The 21,489-nt window shown below is 38.5% G+C and carries 17 protein-coding genes; 11 read left to right on the top strand and 6 right to left on the bottom strand.

Annotated elements, in window-relative coordinates:
• Positions 1–33: 33 nt before the first annotated feature.
• From V6260_RS03205 to rluF, 4 genes are all read left to right on the top strand, one after another.
• Entirely contained in the window at positions 34–1,569 is a 1,536-nt protein-coding gene (locus tag V6260_RS03205; protein ID WP_341592647.1) for a glycogen/starch synthase, read from the top strand.
• Between the two features lie 91 nt (positions 1,570–1,660).
• Complete coding sequence (locus V6260_RS03210) at positions 1,661–2,875, top strand: EAL and HDOD domain-containing protein (protein WP_341592648.1); 1,215 nt, start codon at positions 1,661–1,663, stop codon at positions 2,873–2,875.
• 34 nt (positions 2,876–2,909) lie between these two features.
• A complete protein-coding gene (locus V6260_RS03215) occupies positions 2,910–3,980 on the top strand; it encodes a DUF418 domain-containing protein (RefSeq protein WP_341592649.1) in 1,071 nt (356 codons plus the stop codon).
• Positions 3,981–4,065: 85 nt separating this feature from the next.
• A complete protein-coding gene (gene rluF, locus V6260_RS03220; RefSeq protein ID WP_341592650.1) occupies positions 4,066–5,091 on the top strand; it encodes a 23S rRNA pseudouridine(2604) synthase RluF in 1,026 nt (341 codons plus the stop codon).
• Between the two features lie 410 nt (positions 5,092–5,501).
• On the opposite strand, the gene V6260_RS03225 is transcribed toward rluF, so the two are convergent.
• Together V6260_RS03225 and V6260_RS03230 are read right to left on the bottom strand one after the other, a co-directional pair.
• The gene (locus V6260_RS03225; protein ID WP_341592651.1) at positions 5,502–8,570 is read right to left on the bottom strand and encodes an efflux RND transporter permease subunit; all 3,069 of its coding nucleotides are present in this window, start codon (positions 8,568–8,570) and stop codon (positions 5,502–5,504) included.
• Positions 8,571–8,572: 2 nt separating this feature from the next.
• On the bottom strand, positions 8,573–9,655 hold the full coding sequence (locus tag V6260_RS03230) for an efflux RND transporter periplasmic adaptor subunit (protein ID WP_272450661.1): 1,083 nt from the start codon (positions 9,653–9,655) through the stop codon (positions 8,573–8,575).
• A gap of 122 nt (positions 9,656–9,777) precedes the next feature.
• Here V6260_RS03230 and V6260_RS03235 point away from each other — a divergent pair, with 122 nt between their 5' ends.
• Together V6260_RS03235 and V6260_RS03240 are read left to right on the top strand one after the other, a co-directional pair.
• Positions 9,778–10,674 (top strand): LysR family transcriptional regulator, encoded by an 897-nt coding sequence (locus V6260_RS03235; RefSeq protein WP_182675412.1) that lies wholly within the window; start codon positions 9,778–9,780, stop codon positions 10,672–10,674.
• A complete protein-coding gene (locus V6260_RS03240) occupies positions 10,664–10,975 on the top strand; it encodes an MGMT family protein (protein WP_024609175.1) in 312 nt (103 codons plus the stop codon). The genes V6260_RS03235 and V6260_RS03240 overlap by 11 nt, the downstream gene beginning before the upstream one ends.
• 312 nt (positions 10,976–11,287) lie before the next feature.
• On the opposite strand, the gene V6260_RS03245 is transcribed toward V6260_RS03240, so the two are convergent.
• The 3 genes from V6260_RS03245 to trhA form a co-directional block, all read right to left on the bottom strand.
• The gene (locus V6260_RS03245; RefSeq protein ID WP_341592652.1) at positions 11,288–11,953 is read right to left on the bottom strand and encodes a hypothetical protein; all 666 of its coding nucleotides are present in this window, start codon (positions 11,951–11,953) and stop codon (positions 11,288–11,290) included.
• A 135-nt stretch (positions 11,954–12,088) separates the two neighbouring features.
• A complete protein-coding gene (locus tag V6260_RS03250) occupies positions 12,089–12,526 on the bottom strand; it encodes a hypothetical protein (RefSeq protein ID WP_341592653.1) in 438 nt (145 codons plus the stop codon).
• 257 nt (positions 12,527–12,783) lie between these two features.
• Complete coding sequence (gene trhA / locus V6260_RS03255) at positions 12,784–13,413, bottom strand: PAQR family membrane homeostasis protein TrhA (protein ID WP_341592654.1); 630 nt, start codon at positions 13,411–13,413, stop codon at positions 12,784–12,786.
• 219 nt (positions 13,414–13,632) lie between these two features.
• On the opposite strand from trhA, the gene V6260_RS03260 reads away from it, so the two are divergent.
• From V6260_RS03260 to V6260_RS03270, 3 genes are all read left to right on the top strand, one after another.
• The gene (locus tag V6260_RS03260) at positions 13,633–15,984 is read left to right on the top strand and encodes a TonB-dependent receptor (protein ID WP_341592655.1); all 2,352 of its coding nucleotides are present in this window, start codon (positions 13,633–13,635) and stop codon (positions 15,982–15,984) included.
• Positions 15,985–16,072: 88 nt separating this feature from the next.
• Positions 16,073–16,423, top strand: coding sequence for a hypothetical protein (locus V6260_RS03265; protein WP_341592656.1), 351 nt, complete (start codon positions 16,073–16,075; stop codon positions 16,421–16,423).
• 384 nt (positions 16,424–16,807) lie between these two features.
• Positions 16,808–18,286, top strand: a complete 1,479-nt coding sequence (locus V6260_RS03270; RefSeq protein WP_341592657.1) for a cellulase family glycosylhydrolase — start codon at positions 16,808–16,810, stop codon at positions 18,284–18,286.
• A 61-nt stretch (positions 18,287–18,347) separates the two neighbouring features.
• Here V6260_RS03270 and V6260_RS03275 read toward each other — a convergent pair whose 3' ends face one another.
• Complete coding sequence (locus V6260_RS03275) at positions 18,348–20,039, bottom strand: alkaline phosphatase D family protein (protein WP_341592658.1); 1,692 nt, start codon at positions 20,037–20,039, stop codon at positions 18,348–18,350.
• A gap of 297 nt (positions 20,040–20,336) precedes the next feature.
• Between V6260_RS03275 and V6260_RS03280 the strand changes: the two genes are divergently transcribed.
• On the top strand, positions 20,337–20,609 hold the full coding sequence (locus V6260_RS03280) for a hypothetical protein (RefSeq protein WP_341592659.1): 273 nt from the start codon (positions 20,337–20,339) through the stop codon (positions 20,607–20,609).
• A 235-nt stretch (positions 20,610–20,844) separates the two neighbouring features.
• The gene (locus V6260_RS03285; protein ID WP_341592660.1) at positions 20,845–21,423 is read left to right on the top strand and encodes an LON peptidase substrate-binding domain-containing protein; all 579 of its coding nucleotides are present in this window, start codon (positions 20,845–20,847) and stop codon (positions 21,421–21,423) included.
• Positions 21,424–21,489 lie beyond the last annotated feature (66 nt).

Here is a 21,489-nt window from a genome sequence, read left to right on the forward strand (position 1 = left end):
AGCTCACACAGGTCCAAAGGAAATAGTAAATTAATGCATGTATTAATGGTTGCAGCAGAAAATGACGCGTTACCAGGCGCAAAAGTCGGCGGTGTGGCAGATGTGGTACGCGATGCACCGAAGGCACTTGCAAAGCAAGGTATAACGGTTGATGTTGTTATACCTGATTATGGGTTTGAGCCGCTTGAGCGTATTTATGTAGGTGAAGTAACCGTTGCATTTAATGCTCAACCCCATGTATTAACCATTTTCAAAGTACAACAAGCCGAAAATAATGTAAGCCAAATTGTTATTAGCCACCCGTTATTTAGTGAATCAGGCAGTGTATATTGTAATGATGCACCGGGGAGGCCTTTTTCAACGGATGCGACTAAATTTGCTTTATTTAACGCAGCCGTCTGCGAAGCGTTATTACAAGATGTATTAAAGCGCCCTACAGCACTGCATTTACATGATTGGCACAGTGCCTGCGTAGCAGTTTTACTTAAGTTTGAGCCACGTTATAGCTCACTTAACACCTTACCCATTGCCTACACAGTACATAATATTGCACTGCAAGGGATAAGACCTTTCAAACACGATGGCTCAAGCTTAGAGACGTGGTTTCCATCACTTAGTTATAATGGCCAGCAACTATGCGACCCGCGTTACCCTCATTGTTTTAATCCTATGCGCAGTGCAATAAATCTGTGCGATAAAATACATGTTGTATCGCCAACTTACAGCCAAGAGGTCCTCGAACCTAGTAATTACGAACATGGTTTTTTTGGTGGCGAAGGGCTTGAGCACGACCTGCAAAATGCAGCAAGCCAAGGTAAGCTTGTTGGTATTTTAAACGGCTGCGAATATCCAAGTAACACCCTGGAAGGTGCAACTCTCGCCGATTTTTATAGCCAAGCTGAGAGTACTTTGCTTGGTTGGATGGCAAATAATGAGCAGTTACAGAGCGGCTACTATATTGCCCATCAACGACTACAGCAATTTAAAGCAACGGCCAATAATGGTCCATTAGTCACAAACGTTGGCAGGCTTACTGAGCAAAAAGTGTTGTTATTGTGCCAGCAACTTAATGGGGCTTTAGCTATTGATAAAGTGTGCCAAGTTATTAGTGAACATAACGGCAGACTTATTATTTTAGGCTCGGGTGACAAAGAACTCGAAAGCATATTTACAAAAGCAATGGCGCATAATTCCAACCTTTTATTTTTAAAGGGCTATGGTCAAGGTGTTGGCGATTTAATGTATCAACTAGGTGATTTATTTTTAATGCCAAGCTCGTTTGAACCTTGTGGTATTAGCCAAATGCTAGCAATGCGCGCAGGGCAACCTTGTTTAGTGCACAGTGTTGGCGGTTTAAAAGATACTGTAAAACACCATGAAAATGGCTTTAGTTTTAGCGGAGACTCTTTAAATGAGCAAGCAAATACATTATTAGCAAGTTTGCATGAAACACTAACGCTTCAAAAAGAAAATCCTGAAGAATGGCAAAAAATAATTACGAATGCTAAGGGGGCTCGTTTTTCGTGGACACACGTTGCAACGGAATATATAACGAGTTTATATAATTAGATTACAATTATTTCATCGCAGCGAAGTGACATCATTCCCTATTTGCGTTATTAATTACATACACTCTAATAAATTTTTATAAGCAGGGAATGTGTCTGTATTTGTTGCAAGGCAAGCAATATTTAATCGTCACCAAAACGTAGTCGCCTACGAGTTGTTATTTAGAGATAGTCCAAAAAATTATTTTCCTGGAATTGCCGAGGGTAAAGCAACTGCTCGCCTTATTATGGAAAATCAATTAAATCTTGGTACACGCCATATTACTTCCGGAAAAAAAGCGCTTATAAATATTGGTCCTGAGTCTTTAAAACTTGATCTATGCGCATTCCTACCTTGCCAAGATGTTGTTATCGAATTATTAGAAACTATAGAGCCGAATGATGCTAACTACGAACTTTGTCGAGAGTTATTTCACAATAATTATAAATTAGCGCTTGATGATTTTGTTTATAAGCCTCAGTGGGATCGATTTTTAAAGTTAGTGAAGCTGGTTAAGTTTGATATTACCATTACACCGCTTAGTGAAATAATACCGATCATACAAAAATTACAGAAATATAAAAAAATTAAACTACTTGCAGAAAAGCTCGAAACAAAAGAAGATTTTAAGTTAGCTTATGAAATGGGGTTTGATTATTTTCAAGGCTACTTCTTTGCAAGACCAACAATGATCAAACAAACTGACATTGATTACAACTATGGCTTAGTTGTCGCTATTTATACAGAAATAATGAAGCAAAACCCTGATCTAAAAGTGATCGTAGGTTTGTTTGAGTTAGATGCTGCATTAGCTTATAAGTTGTTGAGATTAATAAACAGTGGTGTTTTCCCAATTCAAAACAATATACCGTCACTTAAACAAGCTTTGGTTTATCTTGGGCATGAACGCCTTAAAAAGTTTGTCAGTCTTATTGTTACCGCTCATACCGCAGATAAAAAACCTGCAGAACTTATGCAATTGTGTGTTGTAAGGGCTCGATTTTGTGAGTTAATTGCTAAAAAAATAGCTAAACCACAGGTCGGGGAAGCATTTCTAACAGGGTTATTTTCATTGCTTGATGCAATACTCGATCAACCAATGAGTTTTTTAATTGAAAAGTTACCCTTTCCAGATGAAATAAAAGCCGCGCTTTTAAATGAAAAAAACACCCTTTATTATATTTTGAATGTGGTTAAAGCGTACGAAACTGGAAGCTGGTGGGCGCTTGAGCAAGCTGTAATATTAATTAACCTCGATAGCAAAGTATTACCTAACTTATATCAACAAGCTGTTGATTGGGCTGATAATTATAAAAATAAGAGTTAAAGGAAGTTAAACCTCAGTTATGCGCAATTATAATATGGATTTTATACGCGGTATTGCAGTGCTTTGCCTTGTTTACATGAACGGTTATGCTTTTGGATTAGGGGAATATATCTATACACCATTAGCTAATCCACCTTTTAGCGATGCTATTATTCAAACCCTTAGTAGTATTTTTATTGATGGGCGCTTTAGAACGCTGTTCAGCCTTCTTTTTGGTGCTGGGCTATTTATTCAGTGGCAGCGCTACAAATCAACTATCCCTATAAAAGCGAGACTGTATTGGCTCATTATTTTTGGTTTAGCACATGGTTTTTTACTTTGGGCTGGCGATATTTTATTTGTTTACGGGGTATGCGGTTGGTGGGTGCTTAAATTTGTAGATAGCAATAATAATATGCTTTTAAAAAGAGGCATTATATTTATGTTATTAGCTTGCGCAGTGACCTTTTTGTTTTTAATGAACTTGCCTGATGAGAATATGCACCGGGACTCTCAAACATTTATAGATTTATATAGTCCGCACTATAAGGACTATTTTATCAGTAACTTAGGTTACAATATGATTGCAGTTGTAGCGGTTCCATTTTTAGCTTTTTTGATGTTTTCTGGCATTATGCTCATTGGCATGTGCTTATATAAATTGGATGTGTTTACTAAAGGGCTTACTTCGCAGCAGTTATTTGTATGCGTTAGTGGGGCGTTTGTTTTTACAAGCTTAAGGCTTTTAATACCTCAGGGAAATGATGGTTTGAGTATAGCTACTCAAGAATTAGTAAATACATTTGCAGCGCTTTTTGTAGCGGTGCTTTATATTCACATCATTGTTAAATTTTGCAATAACAGGGGACATGTTGGCACGCTTATTCAACAAGCAGGGCGATTAGCATTCACTCTATATATAAGCCAAACCATAATGCAATTAATGCTTTATAAAGTTTTATTTCCGCAGTGGGTATTAAGTTTTAATCGTATAGATTATTGGTTAGTAGCAACCGCCTTGGTTATTGTGCAACTGTTATTTACAGCGCTATACAGCCGCTATTTTAACCAAGGCCCGCTTGAATTTATATGGCGTAAGCTCACTCAATTAAAAATTAGTGCCTAAACACCTATTTATATTAAATTAGAGGGGAAAAATAAGTGTGTGTGGTTTACACTAGTCGCCTTTAAAATTAAGACTGTTAAGTGCCATGACCGAATTAAAACGTTTAAATAAATTTATTAGTGAAACCGGGTTTTGCTCACGTCGCGAAGCCGATAAATATATTGAGCAGGGTCGTGTTACGGTTAACGGTAATATGCCAGAAATGGGCGTAAAAGTAGCAGATACTGATACCGTCTTAATTGATGGTAATCCTCTTCGCGCAAAACCAAAGCGTGTATATATTGCTTATAATAAACCAGTTGGTATTACGTGTACCACCGAGAGTAAAATTCAAAGTAACATAGTTAAAGCAGTTAATTATCCAACTCGTATTTTCCCTATTGGGCGATTAGATAGACCTTCAGAAGGGTTAATCTTTTTAACCAATGAGGGCGATATTGTAAATAAAATTTTGCGCGCAGGTAATAACCACGAAAAAGAATATGTGGTCACGGTTGATAAACCGCTAAACCGCCAATTTGTGACCAAAATGGCAAACGGCATCCCAATTTTAGATACTGTTACTAAAAAGTGTAAAGTTACCCAAACGGCTCCTCAAGAATTTAAAATTGTTCTTACTCAGGGTTTAAACCGTCAAATTCGCCGTATGTGTGAATATTTAGGTTACGAAGTGGTGACGTTAAAGCGCACTCGTATAATGAACGTAACACTAAAAGGTTTAAAGGTAGGGCAGTGGCGTCATTTGTCTGATATTGAAATGGCGCAAATAAACGAATCGATTTCTGACTCAGGAAAAACCCAAGAACATTCGCTTGATGCTAATAAACAATCAGAAAATAATACGTCGTCGGCTCCCAAGAAACGTGATTTTCAGGGTGAAAATCCTCGCCGTTTTAATAAAGGCGAGCAAAGTGGCGAGCGTAGTACTGAGCGAAATTCAAATCGTAACTCTGGGCGTAGTAATGCTAATGGCGAGCGCAAAAATGAGCGCAGTAAAGCACCTTATCAAAAACGTTCTACCACGTATGTTGGCAAGCCAAAAAGTATTAAAGATAACAAGTCATCACAGTCAAAACCTAGCTCGGGGCGTACCCTTAGCTTAAAAAAATAATGTGCGGTAAAGTGGTATTATAATAATTGGCTTAATTAAGTGAGCTATTTACAGGTCAGAAAACTGTGTCGATAATAAGGCAAAATTTCAATATTTAATTGCTCTAAATAATAATTTTTACGAAGGTCGCGACACATTTAGCCCCGCAATATGATTAAGTATTATTGTGGATTGGTATTAAACCAATCAACCAAATTTTAGGTTAGGCACGTCCAACATAATGGTTAAATAACAATAATGGATTTGCACTAAAGTGTAATGCGCTGTGTGGTAGCGATAACAAAACAAAAAGTGTTGCGGCTAATTTACTAACGTTTAAATATGTAGCCTTTTTTTCATCTGTATTAAATAAAAATGCCACTGACTTTGAGCCAGTGGCATTTTTTAATGTTAACCGATTATATGTTTAACTACTTACGCGGTTCGTAATCAATTCTAAATATAACCGTGTAAAGTACTGGCACTACAATTAGAGTTAAAATTGTAGCAAAGCCCAAACCAAACATAATTGTTACCGCCATTGACTGGAAGAACACGTCAAATAACAGCGGGATCATACCTAAAATAGTAGTTATAGCCGCCATAGCAACTGGGCGTACACGGCTCACACCAGAGTCAAACACGGCTTCATAAGGCGATTTACCTTCACTCAATTCGAGATTTATTTGATCAACTAATACAATACCGTTTTTAATAAGCATACCGCTTAAGCTTAATAAACCAAGTAGTCCCATAAAACTAAACGGCGCATTCATAGCTAACAAGCCCGCGCTTACACCGATAATAGCTAACGGAACCGTTGCCCAAATCACAAGTGGTTGCTTAAGCGAGTTAAAAAGTAATACGGTTACTGCAAACATCGCTAAGTAACCCAGTGGTAATGAGCCAAATATTGCTTTTTGAGCTTTGCTTGAAGATTCAAACTCGCCGCCCCATTCTAGTTCGTAACCGCGCGGTAATTCCATATTTTCTATTGGTCCGCGAATACGTGCAAATAGTTTGGCAGGGGTTTCATCCCCTAATACATCGTGATCGGCCATAATCGTAATTGTACGTTTGCGATCGCGGCGCATTATTAGGCTGTCTTCCCACTGCACATCAAATTCGTCTACAACTTGGGTTACTGGTACAAATACACCAAGTACCGGGCTGTATATTTGAAGGTCATGAACACTTTCTACGTTTAAGCGCTCGTTAGCAGGAGAACGTGCAATAATAGGCAGCAACTGCGTGCCATCGCGATATACGCCTACTTGTTTACCCGATAAACTTGTTAGTAATACATTGTCTAAGTCAGATTTACTAATACCTAAGCGGCGTGCCTTTTGCTCGTTAAACTGCGGGCGAATCATTTTAGTACGAGCACGCCAGTCATCACGAATATTGTACGCGCCATCGTCGTTACCAATAAGTTCTTCAGCTTTAGCAGCCAATTGTCTTAAAATAACAGGATCAGGGCCTGAAAAACGGGCTTCTATTTTTGCATCAGTAGAAGGACCAATTTCCATTGGCTTAATTTTAAGCTGTGCAGAGAGTGCATGATTATTTGAGTAATCACGTACAGTTTGCATTACAGTCGCTACGGCTTCTCTGTTGGCTACACGAATAATTAATTGCCCGTACGCGGGGTATGATTTTTCTGGTGCGTAGGTAAGCATAAAGCGTGGCGCGCCTTGGCCTGTTGTACTTGTTACTTCTTCAACAAGGTCTTCTTTTTGCAAAAACTCTTCAAGTTTTTTAACGCCCTCTAGGGTTGAGCGAATATCAGATCCTTGCTCTTGCCAGTAATCTACATAAAACATAGGTGTATTAGAGGCAGGAAAAAACGACTGTTTAACAGAGCCAAAACCAACAACCGCAGTACACAGTAAAACAACCATTAATATAAGCGTGGTTTTTCTAAAGTGCAGCGCTAAATCTAAAATCGCTTTGTAACCATTAAAAATAAAACCTTTATATGGGTCTTCATCTTCTTGGCCTTCTTCGTTTTTAAACTCGTTTTCTTTGAACATTAAATTGGCAAAAAATGGCGTTAGCGTAATGGCTGTTATCCAACTTAATAAAAGCGAAATAAACAACACCCAAAACAAGCTACCGGCAAATTCACCACTGGCATCAGAGCTTAATCCAATTGGCGCAAAGGCAGTGACTGCAATGACTGTTGCACCTAGTAAGGGCCATTTTGTTTGCTCAACAATATTAACCGCCGCTTTGAGTTTTGTTTGCCCACGTTTAAGGTTTATTAGTATCCCTTCGGTTACAACTATTGCGTTATCAACCAGCATCCCTAGGGCAATAATAAGTGCTCCAAGCGATATGCGTTGCAAGTCGATAGCAAACAATTTCATAAATATAAACGTACCCAGTACAGTAAGCAGTAAAATACCACCAATTAAAACACCGCTTTTTAAACCCATAAATAGCAGCAGTACTACAATAACAATCGCAATAGCTTCAAGTAAGCTGATAATAAAACCATCAACCGATTTTTGAACCTCTTGTGGTTGGTTGTATACCGAATTTATGTCAATACCATGAGGGCGTTGATACTCAAGTGAAGCTAAGTGATCGTCAATGTGTTTACCCACATCTACCACGTTAACTCCTGACATAAACGACACGCCAATAAGCAAAGCTTGCTGAGAATTATAACGAATAACATTGTTAGGTACTTCTGCGTACTCTCTGTAAACCTTTGCTACGTCGCCTAAATAAATAAGCTCACTTGCACCAGGTTTTGAAATTAATAGCGTTTCGAGCTCTTTTACATCTTTAAATTCGCCAGTAGGGTGCAAGCGAATTGACTCATCGCCCACGCGAATTTTACCCGCGTTAGATACCGTATTTTGCGATTGCAGTAACTGAAATATATGACTGGGTGCAATGCCTAATTGAGCTAATTTACGCGTTGAGACTTCAACCATTACTTGCGGTTGCTGCTCACCTGCAACCGTTACTTTACTTACGCCTTTAACCAAGACTAGCTCGCGCTTTAAAAAGTCGACATAGTCTTTAAGCTCGTCATATGAGTAGCCATCACCGGTTACCGAATACATAACACCGTAAACATCGGCAAAGTCATCTAAAATAGTGCTTGGGTAAACGCCGCTGGGAAGCGAAGGGGAGAGGTCGTTAATTTTACGACGCATTTCATCCCAAATTTGGCGAAGTTGCTCTTTTCGATAAGTGCTTTTCATCTCTACCGAAATTTGCGACTTACCGTTAGATGAAATAGAGGTCACGTAATCAACATAAGGTAATTGCTGAATCGCGTTTTCTAGAGGAAAAGTTACTTCTTCCTCTACTTGTTGCGGCGACGCGCCAGGGTACATGGTAATAACCATGGCTTTTTTAAGCGTAAACTCAGGGTCTTCTAGTTGCCCTAAGTCAAAATACGACACGGTACCGCCAATTAATAGCAGCAGCGTAAACATCCAACTGATTACTTTTTTCTCTATGGAGAGTTGTGCAAAGCTCATAATTATAAGCCTCGCTCTTTATTCCATGCTCTTACTTTCATGCCTTCTTTTAGTGAATGCACACCGGCAGAAACAACAATTTGGCCTTCTTTAATACCACTTAACACCTCAATACCATCGCGGTGTAGCTGGCCAATTTTTACTGCTTGTTTATGTACTTGGCTAGTTTCTGAATCAAAAAGCCACACGTAGGCATTATCTTTAATAGATTCTTGAGGTTCAGAAAACACTGATTCAATTGGCAGTATTGTGTAAGACACTTGCGAGCGAGTTACTTTACTTAAATCAATAAATACACTACCCGTCATACCCGCTAGTAAATTAAAGTCCTCAGGTACTGGTAGCGAAAACACAACTTTATAGGTAAGTGTTGCAGGGTCTGCTTGGGTATCCCACTCTTTAATATCAAGTGTGTACTGTTTATCGTCAAAGCCATCGAATTTTACAGTAGGGTGGTAATCAGTGCCTTTTTGAAAACGAGCGACAATTTTTTCAGGAACCTGGATTTCTACATCCATTAAATCGCGTGTTTCTAAACGTAATATATTTTGTTTGGCTTGAATGTTTTCAAAGTTTTTAACAAATACTTTTGCAACTGTGCCTGAAAATGGCGCGCGTAGCTCGCTGTACTCAAGGTTTGTTTGTGCAATTTTAAATGCAGATTCAGCAATTTGCATATTAGCAGTGGCTTGATCTAATTCTGATTGGCTGGTGATTTTTTTCTCAAACAATTGCTCAATGCGGCCAAGTTGTGATTTTGCCAATTCAAAACGCGCTTTGCGCTCGTCAAACTGCAACTGAAAATCTTCTGGGTCCAGTTTTGCTAATAAATCACCTTTTTCAACGTGTTCACCAGCAAGCACAGGAAACTTAATAAGTTCGCCGTTTACCCTAAAAGCAAGGTAAGAGCCTTGGTTTGCAACAACTTCAGCAGGAAAGCTGCGAATGTTAGTTTGAGAATCATGACCTATGTTGAATAATTTAACAGGGCGAATGGGCTCTTCTTTAACTTGTTGTTCTGGCTCAGAACAGGCTATTAAGCTTAGTAAAGTCGTAGTTAAAAAACATAGACGAAAGAGTTTCATGTCTTCTCCGTTGCAATGATGGCAAAATAATTAAGTGCAGCATACGCTGCAAACATATAAAATAAAAATCATTAAATTTTAGAAACTCAATAAGTTTTACTTATAATGTTGCAGAGTGCTATATGAAGCTGAATCAATTAATAATTTTAGATGCCATAGTGCAAAGCGCAAGCTTAAGCGGGGCAGCACTAAAGCTACATAAAACGCAGCCCGCGCTTACACTCGCTATTAAAAACTTAGAAGAAAAAATAGGGTTTGAGTTACTAGACAGAAGTAAATACCGATTACAGCTTACTGAAAAAGGGCGTATTTTTCACCGCGAGGCGCAGCAACTTTTGCATGCCAACGACGAGCTAGCACAGCTTGCTAAAGAATTGGCACTCGGTAATGAACCCCAATTTAGAATTTGTTACGAACAACTTTGCCATACGCAGAGTTACAACGAGATCATAAGTAATACTTTTAGGTTGTTTACCAGCACCGAATTTAGCTTAACAAGCGGGAAGCGCTTTATTTCGTTAGAGCAAGTAAATAGTGGGCAAGCCGAATTAGGTATTGGCCCGTGGTTTGATTTATTTCATGCGACAGGCGATTTAGAAAGCGTACCCATAGGCAGGCTCGATATTGGTATTGTGAGCGCTAAAGGCGTACTTCCTCAAAAGCTAACCTATAGCGAACTACAAACGTATCCGTGTTTAGCCATGTTTGAAAGTGACTTGAGTATCGACAGTGACAGGCTATCGTACTCAAAAGGCTCCGCCATGATGAAAATTGATGATGTATCTACCCTAAAATCGTTTTTACTCTCAGGCGCAGGTTGGGCAATGATGAGCCTAGAACACTGTGCTCCTGAAATAAAAGCAGGCTCACTTCAAGAAATACACATAACTGACCGTGAGCATAAGTTTAGTGCACAAATTAGAGCTTTTAGGCAACATGCAGTACACCACGGCCCTGTAGCGCGTACTATTTGGGAGCAATTTAAAGTACTTAGTGAGGCGTATTTAAATGAACGCTGATATTGATAAAGAAACACTTATTTATACTGTTATCGCAGGTATACCAATAGGTAAAGTGGCAAGCTACGGGCAAGTTGCAGCTCTTGCGGGTTACCCTCAAAACTCACGGTTAGTGGGGCGCTTATTAAAAATGATGCCAAACGACTCGGTTATACCTTGGCACAGGGTAGTGAATAGCCAAGGTAAAATATCATTCCCTGCAGGTAGCGAAAAATACCAAGAACAACGCGAAAAGTTATTATCAGAAGGCGTGCTGTTTAAAAACGACAAAGTGAATATGCGCGAGTGCCGGTGGGAGTGATATAACTATTATGGGCAGGTAATTGCCATAGCTGGCCTTCAAGGCGTGAATCGATACTCTGTTGAGTGGCGCCTTCGGCTTAAGCAATCTACCTTTTGACGTAGGTCGGATAAGTGGCTTCGCCATGCCATCCGACACAGTAAAATACCTTGCCAATTATTATCAACATTTCACGTTGTCGAGTGGCTGGAGAGTGCCATAAGCGGACGGTGGTAACGCCGCCTTAAGCGGTGAGTAACAGTTGGCTAATATGTGAAGCGAAGCGGAACCGAGCCAACTGTTACAGAATCCGGCTTTAAGGCTTTGTTAGCTTTACCTATCACTCACGACTAACTTGATTTCAACCCTTTCATCTTTGGGGAATACTTTGGTGAGCCAAAAAATACAGGCGGTTGTATTAGTTTCTATTGAGTAACTTTCCCCTACATCAAGAAATATGTCACGTCCTTCGAAATTTAATACCGCTCTATTATCATAAACAGATTGAACTCCTAACATTTTATGATTAGGAATAAGTTCGGTTGCAGTTCCTTTTTCAGCAATTAAAGTTGAAGAGGTAGCCAAATATGATTCAAGTTCTGATTTGAGCTTTGTAAGTTTAATTTCATGCTGGGCTTCATTCTGAGCCAACCTTTCTGTTAGGCGTGTTATTTTTTCCCTGCTTTCAGCTAAGTTCGCTTCATAGTTACCGAACTTAGCTGCGTATTCATCTACTCTATTTCTCGCAGTATCAAATGCCTTTCTTTCATTGCTTGTTAAAACTAGAGCTTCAGCTGACTGGTTAAGTGACGACACTAACCCTGGAGCATCAAGTTGAGAGGAGCGTTCATACTCCTTAACCAAATCTTCTTTATGCTTCAAGTTAGCTGCATTTACATCCAACCCGAATTTATATGCACCAGCGATTATAGCTACTAGTACAGGTACACCTATCGCTAAATACGTTGCTATTTGCTTTCCCGTTATTACTACTTCCATAATTTTCCGTCTAAAGTTTAAGAGATTTTCGAATTAAAGCTAACGCCTCGATAAGAGGCTTAAAATTATTGGTTATACTTTAGCGAGGCACGAGCGCCAAGCCAATGATTTTATGTCCTTTACTTTATCGACTTGTTATGTGCCAATTTGTTTTGATAAAAAGCGCGTTACTCTTAGTCGTTCAGACTCATAGTATTCTTCACGTTTTTCCATGTGGATGGTCGGCCCACAAGAACCAACGTGAAGTCCATTTTCATCTGGAATAGCAAATACTACATATTTAACTTTTTCTTCGAATGGAAAACCGCATGCCGCAGAATCCATTCTCGTTGTAACTTTGATTCTTTCAGCCGTCATGCCTTTATAACTAGTATCCACGACTAAAATGACAGCTTTCAACGTAGAATACTCAAACCAGCCATCTTCTTTTACTTCTATGGTGTCAATCGTTTCGACAATTCCGGAGAAAACGACTGGGTAATCTTTAAAAGCTTCTTCAATGTCGTACCCCATACAACTGCAAGCTATTGAGTTGAAGGAAATTAAAGAAAATACAAAGGCTAGAATTTTCAACCGGACTCTCCTTGGCACATAACAACTTTATCAGAGGACACTTTCCCTTTTTTAGCGCGAAAACGTCCTTATTTTATGAACTTATACTAATAGCAAATAGTGTAAGCTATTGCCAGCTATAAATATTATAGTTTCTGTAGCTTATATAAACATGTAAAAAAGAGGAAAGTGTCCTCTTATTCTTACTAAGTTAATGACGACTCACCTGAATGACCGCTATTCGCTCAAACCTGACCATTTTAAATGACTTAACCTGCCTAATAAACGTAATTACTAATTGAAATATAATGACAAACACACCCTGCAATAACAAATAAGTGCCAAATTGCGTGGCTAAATTGGGTGCTTTTAGCGCTGTAAAATAACGTGCCTAAACTATAAAAAATACCGCCGGCAAGTAGCCAGTAAAGTGCTTTTACATCAACACTAGAATAAAGTGGATACACTATAGCCAGTGCAAACCAACCCATGAGCAAGTAGGTGGTGAGTGATACTTTTTTATTACCGTTTTTTACAAATACTTTGTACGCAACGCCCGCCAGTGCCACCGCCCAAATAAATGTAAGTGTTGCCCATGACCAAGCACCGGTTAATGAGATCAATAAAAAGGGGGTGTAGGTGCCAGCAATTAATAAGTATATGGCGCAGTGATCGCACTTTTTATAAAAGGCTCTTAAGCGCGGTTGAATACTGGCGTGGTACAAAGTGGATGACAAAAACAGCACAAATAGACTGCTGCCATAAATTGCAGTACTAACATACGCTTTAGTGCTGGTGGCTTGGCTAAATAAATCCCACATAACAAATATGGCAAATACAATACCAAGTGCATGACTAATTACGTTTAGTTGTTCTTCTTTTTTAGAATAGGGCGCTTCTAACGACATGACAGATCCTACCACTATTTGAATGAATTTTAGTGTACAAGTGTACGCTGAGTTTTTCAATATTATAATTTTTATATGAATACAATAATTTATTATTTTTCATAAAGTTGAAATATCAATTTAACCAATGCGTAATTAATAAGAAGTAAAAAAGTCGTAATAGTTCGTTAGATTATTGGTAATTCCTAAAAACAATTAATCGGACGAACAATGATAAACATGAAAAATAAACTAAAAACACGGCCTTTTCTTAAACTTACTAAATTGTCTGTGGCGATGATTTGCGTTACATCAACAAATAGTTTTGCAGATCAAACCATAAATAAAGAACTTGATGAAATAGTGGTTGTTGCTCAAAAGCGTGCGCAATCAATACAAGATGTGCCTGTAACAATAAGTGCTTACGATGGCGACTTTTTAGAAAGCTTGGGTATTGGTGAACTCGACACTTTATCTGAAATAACACCGGGGCTTGTTATTCAAGAGCAAAGCCCTAACAACCCGGGCTTTGTAATTCGTGGTATTACGTCTGATAGTGGGTCGTCTCAATCATCACCTCGTGTGTCTATTTATTATAATGGAGCAGATGTATCACGCTCTCGTGGCTCATACTTTGAGCTTTTTGATGTTGAAGGGATTGAAGTTGTTAAAGGACCACAAGCGACACTGTTTGGAACAGCAGCTTCTGTAGGTGCTATTAGTGTAGCAACACGTAAACCAGAAAAAGATTTTTCGGCTCAATTAAAGGCATCCGTTGGTAATTACTCCGCCAAAGGTGTTAGTGGTTTTGTAACGGGTGGAAATGATTTAATGCAAGGCCGTGTTGCTTTTACTTATCGTGAACGTGATGGGTTTATAAAAAATATTGCAGGAGATAGTAACTCCCAAAATCCGGCTGGGTTTAAGCAAGATGATATGCACGCTATTGAGCGTTTTTCTTATCGTCCGTCTTTACGTATTACACCTAATGACGATTTAACGATTGATTTGGTGTATACGTATGAAAAAAATGATGACTCGGGTACATCTTTTAAAAATGGGCTTTATGCACCAACCGGTGGTGATACAAGTCCATATAGCTTTGTTGAAATGCCAGGTAGTCCGTATGCAGAGTCTGTGTTTAGAAAAAAAGACTTAGGTGTAGAGCGCACAGTTAACGATTTAAATTTGACTGTAAATTGGGATGTAAGTAACGATTTAACAATCACTTCAATTACTGCAGGGCGTAATTTTGACTCTTTAGAAGTGTTTGATGCTGATGGTACTCAGGCATGGTTTTTAGAATTTGCAGAAGCTGCTGAGGGCGATCAATTTAGCCAAGAATTACGCGCTGTTTATACGCAGAATAAGTTTACTAGTATTTTTGGTGTGAGTTACTTTGAAGAAGAGGGTAGCCAGCGTGTTCCATTTAGTACAGAGGAGTCTATATTTTTAAATTGCTTGGGCGTATTGGGCTCAGGTGTTCCTTGTATTAATAATGATGGTAGCGTTAATCTTTTAACGCCAGCATTAACAGGTGGTGCAATAAACGAGTTGCCATATTCACTAGAGTTTACAAACTATGGTGAAAACAAAGCGTATTCAGCGTTTGCTGATGTAACTTATGCTGCAACTGAGGCATTAGAGTTAACAGCGGGTCTTCGTTATATAAAAGAAGAAAAGCGCAGTGGTTATAGCTCTGCTGCACTCAATAGTGTTTTAACACAAGCGCCATTGTTTACGGTAGATACAAATGGTGAAACATTTTATGGTGATGCTGATTATGATGATTGGCTACCACGTTTTAATGCGCTTTATATAATAAACCCTACTACAAATATGTATGCAACTGTTTCAAATGGGCGTCGTTCGGAAGTACTTGAAGTAAGTTCGGCTAACGATGAACAAGGAAGTGTTGAAGCCTCTATATCAGAAGTTCCAGCAGAAATTATTTGGAACTACGAAACCGGTATTAAAGGCAAAGGGCTTGAGGGGCGTTTAGATTACTCTGTCGCTGTATTTTATCAAGATTACTCTAACTTTCAGGTTACATTACAGGATGATGAAGGCGTTGCGTTTTCTGCTGATGCGGGCTCTGCCACTAATGTTGGCGCAGAGGCTGAAGTAAGGGCGTTAATTAATAATGAGTTTGAGATATTTGCCAATGCAGCCTACCTTGATGCTGAAATAGATGATGATAGTAATAACGGTAACCTCGCAGGCAATAAATTTAGATTACAACCAGAGTGGACGTTTAGTACGGGGCTGTTTTATTCAACAGAATTGTCAAACTCACTTAATTTAACGAGCTCTTTAATATATAGCTACCGCTCTGAAGTATTTTTTGAGCCAGCTAATGCGCCAATATCAGGCTTAGATATTAGCCAACCAGGGCTTGGATTAGTCAGTGCGCGCTTAGGAATTGAGAGTGGTGATGATTGGGCCGTTAGTGTTTTTGCCAGTAACTTATTAGATAAGGAGTATTTAGTTGATGCTGGTAATACTGGAGGAGGATTTGGCAACCCAACATTTGTTGCAGGAGCACCTCGCTTTGTTGGTATTGAGTTAACTCTCGGGTTTGGTGGACAATAATACATTTAACTACTTGATATTTTAATTGAGCCACTGCAAAGTGGCTTTTTTATGTGATCACGTTAAAGTGAATTTATATTAGGTAAAAATGAAACAAGATCTAAAAGCTGCTTTACTTACCGCCATTGTTTATCCTGGAGCGGGGCATTTTTCTTTAAAAAAACACCTAATAGGCGCTATTTTTGCGGGTGTATTCTCTGTTCTTTTAATTTTAACCATACAAGATATATTTGCGATTGCACAGTGTACTGCATATGAAATTGTAAACGGAAAAATCCCCATGTCGGTTACGGCCATTTTTAAAGCCGCGCAACAACCTTCTGACGCCTGCGCTCAACTCGCTGAATATAAGTACGTACCTTTAATGATTATAATTTGGGTACTGAGCATGATGGATGCGTACCGTTTGGGCAGAAAATCGCTGCCTACTAAAAAATAAGCCAGTTAATCAGAACTCGGTTTGGTTGGCTTATTAATATTTTACCCTGACATTTAGCAAATATTGATGGCGGTAATAATTATTATTACCGCCTTTTCATTTTTATACATATTTTTTGTAACCGAGATTTTTGTCTGCACCATGTAAACATCGTGTAAATTCCTGTATATACCCAGTAAAATCCTCAAACCTCTTTAAATCGCTTGCTTGTTGATATTTAGTTAATTAAAACCATTCTCTTTGTACCTTTTTGTTCATTTAATGTTAATAAATAAATGGTACTTTCTACTCGACAAATTAACGTTGTTTAACTATTAAGTATTGGTTTGGTCAATTTATTACGTCAAACGATGGCGACTGATAATTTCAATTTAAGGAAATACGATGAATAACAGTTCAAATGATCATAAAAGAAAGGATTTTAAAGTGGCGAGCTTATCGTTAGCTTTATTATTAGGATGCTCAACAATGGCCAACGCCGCTGTTGAAAAGTTAACGGTGAGTGGGAATCAAATTCTTGCTGGTGGAGAAAGTACAAGTTTTGCCGGTATAAGTTTGTTTTGGAGCAATACAGGGTGGGGTGGTGAAGAGTTTTACACAACTCAAACAGTAGCAAAGGCAAAGACTGAATTTAATGCAACATTAATTCGTGCGGCTATTGGCCATGGTACGAGTACCGGTGGTAGTTTGAACTTTGATTGGGAGGGCAATATGAGCCGTCTTGATACTGTTGTAAGCGCAGCTATTGCCCAGGATATGTACGTTATTATTGATTTTCATAGCCATGAAGCGCATACCGATCAAGCAACTGCAGTTCGCTTTTTTGAAGACGTAGCTACCAAATATGGTCAGTACGACAATGTTATTTATGAAATTTATAACGAGCCATTACAAATTTCGTGGGTTAACGATATTAAGCCTTACGCTGAAACTGTTATTGATAAAATTAGAGCAATCGACCCTGATAACTTAATTGTGGTTGGTACGCCTACATGGTCGCAAGATGTTGATGTGGCATCACAAAACCCGATAGATCGCGCCAATATTGCTTACACTCTGCATTTTTATGCTGGCACGCATGGTCAATCGTATCGAAATAAAGCACAAACAGCACTTGATAACGGCATTGCACTATTTGCTACAGAGTGGGGAACAGTTAATGCTGATGGCAATGGTGGTGTTAATATTAATGAAACTGATGCATGGATGGCATTTTTTAAAACAAACAATATTAGCCACGCTAATTGGGCTTTGAACGACAAAAACGAAGGTGCGTCGTTATTTACTCCAGGCGGTAGTTGGAATTCACTAACTGCATCAGGTACTAAAGTTAAAGAAATTATTCAAGGTTGGGGTGGTAGTACGGTTGCTTTAGACTCTGATGGCGATGGTATAAGTGACAGCTTTGATCAGTGCGATAACACTCCCGCAGGTACAACGGTTGATAGTATTGGTTGTGAGGTAACTGACAGCGATGGCGATGGTATTAGCGATAGTATTGATCAATGTCCTAATACACCTGTAGGTGAAACTGTTAATCATGTAGGTTGTGTTGTTGAAGTAGTTGAACCACAAAGCGATGCAGATAGCGATGGAGTTAATGATGATATTGATCAGTGCCCAGATACACCTGCTGGTACAAGTGTTGATACAAATGGATGCAGTGTTGTAAGTTCAACAGATTGTATTGGTATTAATGCATACCCTAATTGGGTCAAAAAGGATTATTCAGCCGGCCCATTTACTCACAATAACACCGACGATAAAATGCAATATCAAGGTAATGCCTACAGCGCAAATTGGTATACAAACAGCATTCCAGGAAGTGATGCTTCATGGACGCTTATCTATAGCTGTAATTAAACGCGTTTAATAAAACATGTGAAGAAGGTAAATAATACATTTACCTTCTTTATTAAAAGTATTAGCTTTTATAAATACTTTGATGCTGGTTAACTATGTTATAGCTTGGTGATTCGATGTTATCTACATAGCGCCAATCTGTAGTAATTTGCTCTTTGGTTATTGTAAGTAACATATACCCACGGTGTGATAAGTCACAATAGTTTAAGTCGTTTATTAACAATGAAAGCGAGTCAGCCATTTGCTTTGCTTGTGCTGTATTAAGCGCTAAATAATGCTCCATACCTGGAGATGTAACGCCAGGCGTTGCAAATTCTACTCCTACGCTTTCGCCTTTTGCATTTTTTAATGTGCCATGCCACGCATTGTGCGTATCACCTGCAACCACGACTAACTTTTTATTTAATGCAGTAACGCTTTTGTATAATGCTTCGCGCTCGCTTGGGTAACCATCCCATGCATCTAAATTGTAAGGCATTAAAGTATTTACGCGTGCGAGTTGTGCGGGCGTTACCGCTTTATTTGCTAATACAGCTTTTTTAATGGCAACAAGCTCTTTTAACACCTGCGGTATTTTAGTGCGATCGGATTGCGAGAATATCTCGGTAGGTAGCCACATTTTAGTCATTAATACTTGCTGGCCCAATATTTGCCACTTTGCATTTGATTCAGTTATTGCACTTGTGAGCCAATTTAGTTGTGTGTTACCTAGTAACTGCCTCTTTGGATTATGTAAATCACTGGCAAAGCGCGCAACATCCATTTTTTTGGTCTCTAGGTTTTTATAGTCGCTGTAAGCAAGTTGTTTATCGCGTGCTATTACGCGAGTATCTAGCATGTGTAAGCTTATTAAATTACCAAAATCGAAGGTGCGGTATATTTGCGGGCTTGACTCGCCCATAGGCGGTCTAATTGGTAGCCATTCGTAATAGGCTTGGATAGCTGCTGCACGGCGCTTAAAAAAGTCACCTTCATCAGGGGTATGATTTTCAGCACCACTTTTATAGGTATCGTTAGTAACTTCGTGATCGTCCCATATTGCAATAAAAGGCGCTGCAGCGTGAAGTGCTTGAAGGCCTTGATCTGTTCTGTAAATTGCATAGCGTTTACGATAGTCGCTAAGGGTGATAATTTCACCGCTGTTATCGGCTGCTAATTGTCGACCAATTTTTTCAGCATTTTCGGTAGCGTATCCGCCCATTGGGTATTCGTAAATGTAATCTCCCAAATGCAGTACTACATCTAAATCTTTTTGCTTAGCCGCATCTGTGTAGGCATTAAAGTACCCAGCAGGGTAGTTTGAGCAAGACACAACAGCCATTTTTATTTGTTCAACATTGTTTATTGGTAGTGTTTTAGCACGGCCAATTGGGCTTTGTGTATTCAAACCCATAAAACGATAAAAGTACTCTGTATTAGGTGCAAGATCTTGCACGTCTATTTTTATTGTAAAGTCTCGGCTTTTATCAGTTTTTTCGCGCCCGCTGCGAATGATGTTTTTAAATTGAGAATCACTTGCCAGCTCCCAAGCAACAGTAACTTCAAAACTTGATTGAGAAGTAGTTGCGCGTGTCCAAATAATTAAAGCATTATTGAGCGGATCGCCACTGGCTACACCGTGTTTAAATTCAATAGCCGATAGATGTTTGTTTATTAATGTTTGAGCACAACCTGTAATGGCGCTCGATACCGCAACTGTAAATATGCTTGCTGCTGAGGTTTTTAAGAAGTTTCGACGAGATGAAAGATTCATACTGCACTTTTTGAATTATTTATAGTGATGTGCACTTTAGCGGGTAGATATGACGTTTTTATAAACGCTAAATGTATTTAGTGTGACGGTACTAATACATTTAAACCTTTTATTTATTAACTAAAAAGTAGTCAAAATATTAAATTAAATGGTTAAATTAACAAGGTATGAATTTTTTAAATTAAATAAACTTGTGTAAAGTTGCTTAATTACAGTTACTTATAATTTATTTTTATATTGGCACAACCCTTGAGTATGTAACTACGTCTAAACAATACACAAACAAGGAATACCATTATGAAACATTCAATTAAAATCGCTATGGCAAGTTTATTAGTATTAGGTTCTGCGCAAGTACATGCAATAGAAGTTGACCTAGATGTAACTGATATATTAACTCAAAGCGTAGCAAGCTACGTTAAGCAAACCACAGTTGAGCTTGAGAACTCATTAAAAGAAACACTTTATTTTGATTCTAAAACTGTTCTAGAGAGTTTATTGGATGAGCCAGTTTTAACAGATAGCACAACGCTTAAAAATACTGACACTAGTATTCAAAACGCAAAATAAATTATTTAAAGGATTGAAACGATGAGCAGTGAACTTGGATTATTTGCATTAATGTTAGCACCCGTAGTCAGTATGATTAGCGCTTATTACTCGGTTCAAGTGTTTAAAGCAATGGGAGGTTGGTTTAATCTTTAGCCAATTACATAGCTGGTAATTAATTCGATTCATACAAAGCTGATCGACTTAGCAAAAGCGCACGTAAATAAAAGCAGAGTGTTTGAAATAAGTAGACTTTATGAAACGTGCGATTTTTCCATTACCCATTTTTATGTTACCTGAAGGCTATACGCGATTACGCATTTTTGAGCCTCGCTATTTAAATATGGTTAAAACCGCGTTAAAAAACAACACTGGGTTTGTGCTTTGTACATTTGAGCACGACACGCCATTTAATATAAGTTCGCAAGGTTGTCTTGTTGATATTATTGATTTTGACCAAGATGATAGTGATGTATTATTAATCGATGTGTTTGCTTCTCAAAGCGTTCAAATAAATGATGCTTACCAAGATGAGGACGAATTACGACATGGCTTGGTATCCCCTTGTAATACGCCATATTGGTACAAAGATTCTAATAACCCAATTGGTGAGCATAACTTATTGCATGATGCACTTTTAAATGTCTTTAAAAGTAATCCAGAGCTTAGTTTACTGTACAAAAAAACTCACTTTGACAAACTGCCTTGGATTGCAGCTCGTTGGCTTGAGCTCCTACCTATTTCTATTGAGAAAAAACAGCAACTTGCGTTTGAAACGAACTTTGATAACTTACTGAATTTCCTCCATACTGTGATTAATAACGAATTTGCCTAAATTTTATGATCCTAAATTAATTATTGCCCGTATTAATTAATACAAAAGCAATAACGGGATAAATTA

This window comes from Pseudoalteromonas aliena (assembly GCF_038155085.1).
Classification (GTDB): domain Bacteria; phylum Pseudomonadota; class Gammaproteobacteria; order Enterobacterales; family Alteromonadaceae; genus Pseudoalteromonas; species Pseudoalteromonas aliena_A.